The sequence below is a fragment of the Paracoccus ravus genome (assembly GCF_004522175.1).
GTDB lineage: Bacteria > Pseudomonadota > Alphaproteobacteria > Rhodobacterales > Rhodobacteraceae > Paracoccus > Paracoccus ravus.
The window spans coordinates 31,844-41,585 of record NZ_SDEB01000029.1; the positions used below are offsets into that span (position 1 = coordinate 31,844).

The 9,742-nt window shown below is 60.9% G+C and carries 10 protein-coding genes; 2 read left to right on the plus strand and 8 right to left on the minus strand.

What is annotated here, in order from left to right; all coding sequences use genetic code 11:
* Positions 1-62: 62 nt before the first annotated feature.
* Positions 63-902 carry a restriction endonuclease gene (locus ESZ60_RS17555; RefSeq protein ID WP_134682022.1) on the minus strand — a complete coding sequence of 280 codons (840 nt, stop codon included), beginning with the start codon at positions 900-902 and terminating at the stop codon, positions 63-65.
* 60 nt (positions 903-962) lie between these two features.
* A complete protein-coding gene (locus ESZ60_RS17560) occupies positions 963-1,199 on the minus strand; it encodes a hypothetical protein (RefSeq protein WP_134682023.1) in 237 nt (78 codons plus the stop codon).
* A 202-nt stretch (positions 1,200-1,401) separates the two neighbouring features.
* Between ESZ60_RS17560 and ESZ60_RS17565 the strand changes: the two genes are divergently transcribed.
* On the plus strand, positions 1,402-1,911 hold the full coding sequence (locus tag ESZ60_RS17565; RefSeq protein WP_134682024.1) for a hypothetical protein: 510 nt from the start codon (positions 1,402-1,404) through the stop codon (positions 1,909-1,911).
* 165 nt (positions 1,912-2,076) lie between these two features.
* Here the strand turns inward: ESZ60_RS17565 and ESZ60_RS17570 are convergent, their stop codons facing one another.
* Both ESZ60_RS17570 and ESZ60_RS17575 read right to left on the minus strand, forming a co-directional pair.
* Entirely contained in the window at positions 2,077-2,397 is a 321-nt protein-coding gene (locus ESZ60_RS17570) for a hypothetical protein (RefSeq protein ID WP_134682025.1), read from the minus strand.
* Between the two features lie 903 nt (positions 2,398-3,300).
* The gene (locus ESZ60_RS17575; protein ID WP_134682026.1) at positions 3,301-6,900 is read right to left on the minus strand and encodes a hypothetical protein; all 3,600 of its coding nucleotides are present in this window, start codon (positions 6,898-6,900) and stop codon (positions 3,301-3,303) included.
* A gap of 468 nt (positions 6,901-7,368) precedes the next feature.
* Here ESZ60_RS17575 and ESZ60_RS17580 point away from each other — a divergent pair, with 468 nt between their 5' ends.
* On the plus strand, positions 7,369-7,767 hold the full coding sequence (locus ESZ60_RS17580; protein ID WP_134682027.1) for a helix-turn-helix domain-containing protein: 399 nt from the start codon (positions 7,369-7,371) through the stop codon (positions 7,765-7,767).
* 206 nt (positions 7,768-7,973) lie between these two features.
* Here ESZ60_RS17580 and ESZ60_RS17585 read toward each other — a convergent pair whose 3' ends face one another.
* The 4 genes from ESZ60_RS17585 to ESZ60_RS17600 all read right to left on the minus strand — a co-directional run.
* Complete coding sequence (locus ESZ60_RS17585) at positions 7,974-8,360, minus strand: type II toxin-antitoxin system death-on-curing family toxin (RefSeq protein ID WP_134682028.1); 387 nt, start codon at positions 8,358-8,360, stop codon at positions 7,974-7,976.
* Positions 8,357-8,593: an AbrB/MazE/SpoVT family DNA-binding domain-containing protein gene (locus ESZ60_RS17590; protein ID WP_245155756.1), complete on the minus strand. Its 237-nt coding sequence runs from the start codon at positions 8,591-8,593 to the stop codon at positions 8,357-8,359. The genes ESZ60_RS17585 and ESZ60_RS17590 overlap by 4 nt, the downstream gene beginning before the upstream one ends.
* Before the next feature lie 190 nt (positions 8,594-8,783).
* Entirely contained in the window at positions 8,784-9,536 is a 753-nt protein-coding gene (locus tag ESZ60_RS17595) for a recombinase zinc ribbon domain-containing protein (protein WP_134682029.1), read from the minus strand.
* A 16-nt stretch (positions 9,537-9,552) separates the two neighbouring features.
* On the minus strand, positions 9,553-9,742 hold a 190-nt coding region (locus ESZ60_RS17600; RefSeq protein ID WP_167620214.1), incomplete at its 5' end, for an integrase core domain-containing protein.

A 9,742-nucleotide genomic window follows, 5' to 3' on the forward strand; every position in this document is an offset into this window, starting at 1 on the left:
GTCGTATGGCATAGTCTGCAAGCTTCAGGCATCGCGTGGTCGCTCATCACCTTCCTCTCGACTTAAATCTCCAGTGGCGGCAGGGCACGGACGATCTTCATCGTTTCTAAGCTGACGGCGATGACGCGGCGGAGCAGGTCGAATGGGTTATCCGAGCAGACCGCGAAAGACCGCAGCGGCGTCGAGGTGTCTTTCGTCCATTCCCGCACCGTCTGGGCCATCAGTGCGAGAGACGGGATCAGGAACAGGACTTTGCCGTCGGCCCCGACCAGATCCTCGGCAATCTTCAGCGCAGTGAAGGTCTTGCCAGTGCCGCAGGCCATGATGATCTTGCCACGGCCATGCTCAGCCAGCCCGGCGCGCACGGCTGTCAGGGCGTCGGTCTGATGGGGGCGTAGCTCTTTCTTGGGCTCGAGCACCACCTCCTGCTTTGCCGCGAACAGTCCCCATTGGATAGGCGAGGCGCGCATGTCGGTGAGGCCGATCCGCAGGACCGGGATGATTTGACCGATCAGCATGGTCTCGGCATTCTCCGACCATGCCGCCTCGGTCGAGTCCATCACCACGCGCCGCACGAAGGGCGCTTTATTGGAGGCCGAGATGAAGGAGTCGATGTCGGCCTTCGCGATCTTGTCCTCGGTTGCGTAGAACTTGCACTGGATCGCTGCGAAGCCCTCGTGGCCGCGCACCTTGGCCACGAGGTCGATGCCGACATCCTTGCCGCCCCAAGCGTTCTCAGCGGCCCAGTCGGCCCAAGTCCAGACCTGCTCATATTGCTCGGCCTGCACCGGATCATGCGTGAGGTAAGCCGCGCAGAGCCGCTCATAATAGGTGCCCTTCTCTCGCTCGGTGATCGCCGCAGCCCGGTAGCTGGCGAGGAGGTCGTCAAGCGAGGAGGTCATAATGGTCACCGTGGAAAAGTCATTGCCGCGACCATAGGGGCGAACTTGCTGTTCGACAATCTACCGCTTGGGAGGTTTCCACGACAGGATGTCGCGCCAACGCCAGCGAAGGTAACGCGCCCCACCGAGCAGGCATGCCCCGACCACACACCCTATTGTCAGACTTGCCCAATCCTGTCGGTAGATGCCCAGCGTCGCCATAACCAGAAATATGACCCCGACATTGCGAAGGAAGGCGAGCAGCACTTTGCGCCGTTCAAATTTGATCCGTTCGATGTCGCGGACGAGCTTGACCATAGCGATCTCCTGATTATTCACCTCTCATTATGACTGCTGAGATGCGACTTTGTCGGGCGGGACCGGCGTCCTAGCTACGGTGCCTCAGCATTCGATCACGTTCGAGCCGTGGGAAATCGCGGTCAATACCGCTATGACACGCGCGTGTTTAACGCGTCCCCTTGTAGAATTTCTACGCGGCGCGCTCCAAGACGGGCTTCGAATGACAAAGCAAAAACAAAACCGAGACAATGACTATTACCTGGAACGCATGAAACTCGAGCGTCCGGACGTGTTCGCCGACTATCAGAAGGGCAAGTTCAAGAACGCGTCGGAGGCGTTCGTCGCGGCGGGACTGCGCAAGCCGAAAGACGGATTGAAGGCGCTCCAAGCCGCGTGGAAAAAGGCGACGCAGGCTGAGCAGGACGCGTTCAAGGTCTTTATCGGGTGCGGTGCTTCTGCTGCGGGTGCTGCGGCCTTGTCGGTAACAGTTGGGGCGTCCGTCGGGATCTCTCCCATCCACGTCGACCGGAAGCTGACGCCCTTGGCCGCGACCGCGATCATGGACATCATGCACCGCCGCGGGATGAAGATGGGCGAAGTGATGCGCGAGCTGGGCTTCGATGCGCTCGACGCGTCTCTGGGGATGGCCTTGCAACGCGGAACACGGCTTCAACCGGATCTTCTCGCCACCCTCGAACCTTGGCTGCTCACCAACGGCGCAACATCATAGCCAGAAAACGCCATACCGCAGCGACGCATCCCGCTCTGCTGCCGTTCCCCGATGCCTCAAGGAGATGGCGACGAAGCCGAAGACGGCACATGCTGCGTAGAGTTTCTACGGAAATCCACCAGAAAGAGGCCGTGCATTGCAGCAGGGCCAATGAACATGGCTCACCTAGACGATGCCGTAGTGAGGCAATTTCCTCAGTTCACGTTCTTCATCCGAGAGATCCTCTCCTTCGGCGCATTTCGAGACCGGAGCGTCCGTGCTCAGCTTCCCCAATTCCGCCACCGGATCATTATCCACGTCATCATGGCCTGGAACGTCCTCGCGGTCGAACTCCGCCCGCGCGTGGATAAGCTTCTCAGCCTCATAGCGATGACGCCGGACCCCAACCTCTGTCCAAGGGCGCTCCCAGCCGGTGAGCAGGCCGCGACGGTTGAGAAGGTCCGCGAACGACCGATGCGACAGGTCGCGATATGCCGGGTCTTCCATTAGAACGTCTGCGATCCGATTGACGATGTCAGCCGCGCGAGTTCTGCGGGCCTTGGTGGAAGCGACATTCGCTGCCTTCTTATCATTATGCCTTGATCTATATACTATGACGAGAGACGGACCGGCATGAGACTGCTTCCGGTAGCGGTGCCTTGTGGCTCTTTGAGATGAAGAAGCCGCTGTTCCGGTCGTCCTTGCGCGTGGCTTCTGTGTTGCCGTCTCTCTAGGCGTTCGATTGGTTTCGTGCCGATTTCGTTTCCGTCTCGCGCTCCGTCTCTCGAGGAAAAGCCGTTTTGGGCTCGATTTTTGTCAATTTAATGTTAAGCCAGCCTGATTTCGTCAATGTTTTCAATAGGCGTTGCTTTACGTCCGGCTCGGAAATGTTAAGTTTGCGGCCCTCGGGCTTAACATTTGGGCGCTGATTTTTAACATTCTGCCCTAGGAACTTAACATTTTGGTCCGCGAACTTAACATTTTCGGCCCGGTGGAGCCGAAAATGTTAACCGACGTAAAGCTGGTCGCTCATTCAATGGATGAGCGGCGATCTCCCGCCCCGGCGACCAAACTTTGACGCAATGAGCCTTAGCAGACGATCGACCCTACAATCTGCTGCTCAGCAGCATTGCGACAAGTTTCCGTTCGGTCATTCCCGCAGCTAGATTCGCGCCAGCATCAGAACCTAACTGGCGACAGTCAAAGTCGGTGTGCAGTCACTGCCCCGCCTGGTATCGGTTCTCAGGTAACCAGAGGCCAGCACCAGCAGGATCATCTAGCCTCGTTCCGCGGCTCACCGCGCAGCCCTGCCGGGCACTAGCTCATTGTCGCCGAGCCCAAGGTCCTCGCGCTCCGACCGCCTGCCGATGCGTCATGGCTCCTCGCCGCATCAGAGCCCATAGCGCGACTTCATGGCTCTGTCCCCTTGTTTGCCGATCGGCCGCCTGCAACGACTAAGGGGGAGGGCGTAGGGCTTGCCTCTGGCGCCGCCGAGCCTTCGGGATAGTCCAGGCAAAGAACCCGCACTGCCAGCTCCTGGAGGAGCCACGCGGCGACGGACGGCTGGATCATGATCGCCCGCAGGCAGGTCACGGCGGCTTCGGACGGCTGGGCGTCAAGGCCGCCGGTGCGCCAGACGTGGCGCATCAGCTCGTTCATGGTCATCAGCCGCAGGCAGGACTGGATCTCGGTGAGCTTCCGGTAGCGCTCCTGATTCTCGGCGCTTTGCGTTTCCATCGCGTGGAAGTCGTAGACCTCCTGCATGAACGACTGCTTCGGGTCGAGGATGGCCAGGCACTCGGCGAGCCTTGCCCCGATCGAGGCGGACCCGGACGACAGATCGGGCCATGGGGCGCCGGAAGCGGGAAGCATAGTCTCGATCTCCTGCGTGATCTCGATGAGGCGGATCAGGTCGGTCCCCGGCAGCGGGGCGCCCTTAAGCGAGTCCCGCCATTGCAGCAGCTCGGAGCGGAAGATGTCGAGCCCGATCATCTGCGGCACGACTGATCTGCCGTCGGCGGCGGCGAGGACGGTCTCGCGCAGGTGACGCACGATCTCGCGCGGGATGGCGCCAGCGAAGACCCTGAGAATTCCGATCGCCGCATCGTCGATTCGGACCGCACTCCCCTGATCGTCTGCCAGTCGGCGATGCACCATTGCCTGCGCGGCGCCGGAGGACATGCGCTCGATGCCGAGCACGTCCTCGAAGGTGCTCTCGAATATGTCGCGCCCTTCGGCCATACGGTTGCGGAAGGCGGCAGCGGCATCTTCGGAGATCGAGATCACGTAGTAGCAGCCGCGCTGGAATAGCGCCCCCTTCAGCTCTAGGAGCACGCTCTTGACGTGCAGCGGATCTGACATCTTGTCGAGCTCGTCGATGATGACGATCAGCTTGCCGTTGTAAAAGGTCAGCAACAGCGACACGAAGCCCTGATAGTGATCTGTCAGGCTCTGCAGCGTGAGGTTGCGCGCCGCCAGCGTGCGCTTGCCGGCCAGTGTCAGGCCGCGGAAGCCGAAGCCGGCGCTCGCCTCCCGGCCTTCCGAATAGTTCAGGAGCTCCATGAACTCGGTGCAGGCGCGCATCAGCACCAGCAGGCGGAAGTTCAGGAGGCCGCGGGCAACGAAATTGATTGCGCGCAATATCTCGGGAAGCAGGCAGAGCACGAGCAGGGCCCCGAGGACCCAGGCGTAGGGCACGCCCGGCAGCGCCCCCGCGCGCGCGGTTATGTTCTGCAGCGAGAAGACACCCGAAGCCGCTACGGTGGAGTCGGCCGCCGCCGGACCGAGTGTGCGCCCCTCCAGGATGCCGACGTAGCGCGCCAGGACGGCCCGCAGCTCCCGCAGCCGATCGGGCTCCAGGAACAAGGCTTCGAACGCCGCCTGCCTCTCCGTAGGCGCTGCTGCCGAGTCCTTGAGAACGGCGACATTGTCGTAGAAGGCGGCGATCAGTGAGAGGCTCGCCCAGTCAGGCGAGATCAGGCCCTGCGACGTGGCGTTGCCGGGGTCAATGCGCAGGATCCTCCGCAAGTCCGCGCTCACGCCCTCGAGATGCGGCGCTAGCCGCGGGTCGCCCCGGAGGACAGCGAGCGCGCCGATGCGCGTCTCGAACTCTGCGCTGATGTCTGAGCCGTAGGGGCTAGGACCATTCAATATCGAACCACGATTTCCGACTATCCGCCGTTCGAATTCCTCCTGGAGAAACGCGAAGGCCTTCTGCACCTCGGACGTTGCCGGGTCGTGAAGCTCCAGCGGATTCAGACCGAACACGCGCAAGAGCCCGCTATCGTTAAAACGAACACTGGCGGTATCGGCGATTCGCAGTTGGGTGTCGCTCCGCAGCCAGGCGTCGCGGTCCACGAGCACCGACTGGTCGAAGCCGTCGATGCGGCCGGCCACGAGGTCGAACCCCGCCTCGCCCGGGATCGGGGTGATCGCGTGACGGTCGCCGACAACAGCTTTCTCCTGCGGGAGCGCGCCGTCGATCTGCGCCAGAAGCGATGCCAGACGAGCGACCTCCGCGGCCCGCGCTTGCTCGAAGGCCGGGACGAGGGTCGAGACGGCAGTGGCGGCATTTGCGGCCCTCAACTCAGCGATGGTTTCACTTGCGCCGCTGTTAACTTCACTGTCAAAGATTTCCTGTCTTAAGGTCTCAGCTTTGAGCTGCCTTACCGAATGGCCAAAAACGGGAAGCTGCTCGCCTCGAAGCTGCACCCGGTCGGGAATGCTCAGCGGCGGCCCGAGGAGCGGGGCACCGCCGGCGAACTGGCCGCCGAGCAGGTAGACAGCTGCGATCAGCAGGCAGCCGATCGCCAGCGGCCAGCGGATGCTGCGGATGAACTCCTCGATCGCACGTTGGGTCTCGCTGCGGTGGCCGTAGAGCACGCTGCCCGCGTCGTCGATCGCCTTCTGGCAGAGGGCGCGGCTGATCGACATCAGGAACGAGAGCTTGTCGTCGCTCTGGTAGGAGACCGGGGCGACGGTCCAAACCACGCAGCGCTCGCGCCGGAACCGGTCCATCACCGCGCCGAGCAGCGCCGACTTGCCGGCCCCGCGCAGCCCGGTCACTCCGATCACGCCGCCGTCGGACTGGAGGATCAGCCGGCTCATGCGGTCGAGGTAGCCGTCCTCGCCGACGTAGGTTCGCGAGTCCGGATAGATCGATAGCGACGCCGGGGCCACGCCTTCGCTGGGTTTCGAGACGAGCGGGCGCTTCAGCGCGAGCGCGAGGGTCATAGCCACCCCGACGATCGCAAAGACGAACATCGCGTTCGCGCGTGGCTCGCCGTGGAAAACGATCGGACTCCATCCTCCGACCGTCTCAGCGATGGCGACGCCCATGCCGGCTTCTCCGCTTATTACGAGAGTGAGGAAGCCAAGCAGGCTAAGGTGGGAGAGGACCGTTCGAAGCGAAATATCCTGCAGGTAGCTGGCGCCGAGCAAGGCAGGTGCGAAAATTGCTGTCCAAACAGCTCTATCTGCCGCGAGAAGGTAGTCCGCGAGCGTCATCGCAACTACGATAAGCCACGGAAAGAACGCGACCGCCCAAGGGGTGCAGCTGCTGGCAAGCCCGGAGCTAAACGCGAAGTGGCCGAGGAGCCAGCGCAAGCCGGCGGCGATCCATACCACCGCCTGGCGGTATGCGAGAAGCGCGAGCAGCGCAAAGCAGAGCTGGGCAAGCAGATTCGCGGCGAAGGTTACGTATGCGAGTGGGACGGTATCCGCTTCCCCGAGAGGAGCCTCGAACCCGAACGGCGCGAGCGCCAGAAGCGCGCCTGCCATGACCATGCCCATGATGGCGAGCGGACCGTAGCGCGGCGCGACCTTCCGCTGCATCGTCCGAGCGAGCTCTTCTCTCTGTCCCAAAACCGCGATACATGCCAGAAGAACCGCGCCGAGCGCCCAGCTGAGCGATTCGGCTCGTATGATCGGATCCGAGACTCCCGCGAGCGTTCCCAAGCCGCTCGCCACGGCCAGCGCCACGATGAAATAGCCAAAGGGATAGTTGAACAATCGTAATGCCGCTCGAGTCATGAGTGACCCTCGTCGAACCATGACTAAGGTTTAGCACATTTCTCTTCGCTCGCAATGCGCATGCAATCCCGGCCATTGCGCTGCCACAGCAGGCGTTCTCCGTTTACGATGCCGCACTGCCGACAGGCCGCTCCCCACCCAGCAGAACAGTTTGGCGGAGATGTTGCGTCTTGCTCTACCGCATCTGCAAACGGCAGCTTAGTCCGCGTCATAGTCGCCCCGCCTCTTTGACTATCCGATGGGGCACCCTCGGCGACAACCGCGGCTTCGCTTAACTCACCGGTCACTAACCCGGAGGTTTCAGGCAGCCCCGCATATCGGACACTGGCCGCACCCCATCACGCAACCGAGCATTTTCTAGGACTTCGGTATTCTCTGAAGTCCCCACCCGACGCGCGTCTCAGCGGTCGCTACGGTCGATCTGTAAGCAACCTGAAAGAGATCGAGATGACGGCACCCCATTCAAGCAGTCCCGCTGCAAAGCTTGTCGCTGACCGCGTGCGTGACCTTGCACACCGCAAGACGCAGGCCGAGATCGCAGCCGCGGCGGGTTTCTCAAACGTGAACATGATCAGCTACTTGAAAACGGGAAAGAGCAAGATTCCGTTCGATCGGGTGCCCTCATTGGCGAAAGCGCTTGAAGTCGATCCGGCATATCTCATGCGTCTGGCTCTTGATCAGGCCATTGGTGAGACGGCAGCAAAGGCGATCGTGGAAATCTTCGGAACGCCCGCGACCGAGAACGAGCGCGCATGGCTCGACGAGATCCGCGACGCATCGGACAATACCGATCCCCGGCTGACTTCGCGTTCGCGCAGCGCGTTGCGGGGAATCTTCGGAAAATGAGCGATGGTCTTTTCGTAGTCCCCAAGGGGCCGGTGGGACCCTGGGACCAACTGAGCGAAAACGAGAGGGCTTGGATCGAACTCATCCGCGTCATTTCTGGCGGACGGGATCCGAAGCCCTCGCTGTCTCGTGTGCGGGCGCTGCGCGAACTGGTCGACGCTGGATGAGGCGTGTAGCGGGGAATGCTCAGGCGTTCCCCGCTGAACTCACTGTTGGACTGGAAGCGCGCGCAGCCAACTGGCGAAGCTCGTCTCGGTCACCACGCTCGAGGCGAGATCCTCCATCATCTGAACGCCCTTTCGAGGCTCCGGTCGGAGGTTCAGCCCGTTCAGCCGCAGGAAGGTAAAGGCGGCAACAAAGGCCGTGCGCTTGTTGCCGTCAACGAAGGCATGCGCCTTACTGATTCCGAAAGCGTATGCGGCCGCGATATCAAACGCGTCCGGCGAGCCATAGGCCGCCAGGTTCATCGCACGCGCACAGCCCATCTCAAGAAGTGCCGGATCGCGCATCCCCGATGCGCCGCCATGCCGTGAGATTTGGCGGTCATGTATAACTGTCAGCGCGCCAAGGGGCACCCAAATCCAGTCTGTCACGCGAGGGCCTGCAGCAGGTCCCGGTTCTCGTCCATCACGATCTCGGCCGCGGCCAGCGCTGCCTTGAGGGTCGGGTCCTCAACCATAACCTTCAAGCCGCCGTCATCGGTGCGCACGACATAGAGGGTATCGCCTTCTTTGGCGTCGAGCAGCGTCAGCATCTCGGTGGTAAGGGTCATCACGGCCGAATTCCCGACCTTGCGGATTTTGGTCTCGATCATCGCGGCCTCCATGTATGCTCATCAGTATACACTGTGGAAAGTTGAACAGCAACTTTGTCGCTACGTCTACACTGACCTTCGTCGGACGAACGAATCGAAGGGGTTCCAACATCGTCATTTGGCGGTCACATGAGACGAATAGTCGGTGCCAGAATTGCGCCCAAATTTGGTGCCGGAGGAGCCTGCAACTAACTGATTTTACTTATATAGGAAAGAATTCAATCCTCTCTCGCAGCACCATCTCACCAAAATGACCAGAATCGCTACCCGAAAGGCCACCTAAGACATTGAAGGGAAACGAAGTTTCGATATTTCCATAACCTCCATTCCGGCAGTACCTCAAAGGCTCTGTGAAAGCCAATCTGAGCACTGTTTGCTTCATCGCGAAGGTGCCTTTTTCGTAGAGATACCAAGGCTTTGACAGGAACATGAAGGTGAGTTCAATAAGTTCCTCCAGCCGTCCCTTCGGTGGCACCAGCTTGGCAGATTTGTCCTGCAGCAGTATCTTCTGGCGATCCAGCTTCTCGATCCGCTCTTCGTACTTCTTCACGACCGACGGCGCGCTGGCCTCGACAATGCGATCAAGCATTTGCTCGACTTGCTTCTCGACCTCGGCAAGCTGACGCATCATCTCGTCCTTGGCGGACCGAGCTTCGGCAAGACGCATCTCCCAGGCATCGCACAGCATCGCCTTGGCAACCTCGAAGAGCGGCTTGGCGGGCTGTAGAGACTTCAGGACACCATCGAAGCCATTTTCCACCGCTGCTCGCGAAATGGACTTACCCTTTGAAGGGCAGCCGCCCGTCTGGCAGCGATAGTAAGCATAGCGCTTGCGGCAGCCTGTCGACCAAGCAGCAGTATAGGGATTGCCACAGTCCGCGCATGCAACATGACCACGCAAGGGGAAGTCCTCGTTGAAGTCCTTCCGTGCTGACGCTCGCTTCTTGCCGTCCAAAACTTCGAGTGTCCACTTAACCTTCTTGGCTAACGAATTTCATGACGGTTTCGATCGGTCTGCGCCCCATGTTGCGGTAGCCGAGATGGGGCCTTTCGGTGTTGTAATGGACGAGCCACGCATCGAGATCGGCCTGCAACGCATCGACGGTTTCGTAGAAGGTCTCGCGCATCTTCACCCGGACAAACTCGTCCAGGACCGTACCG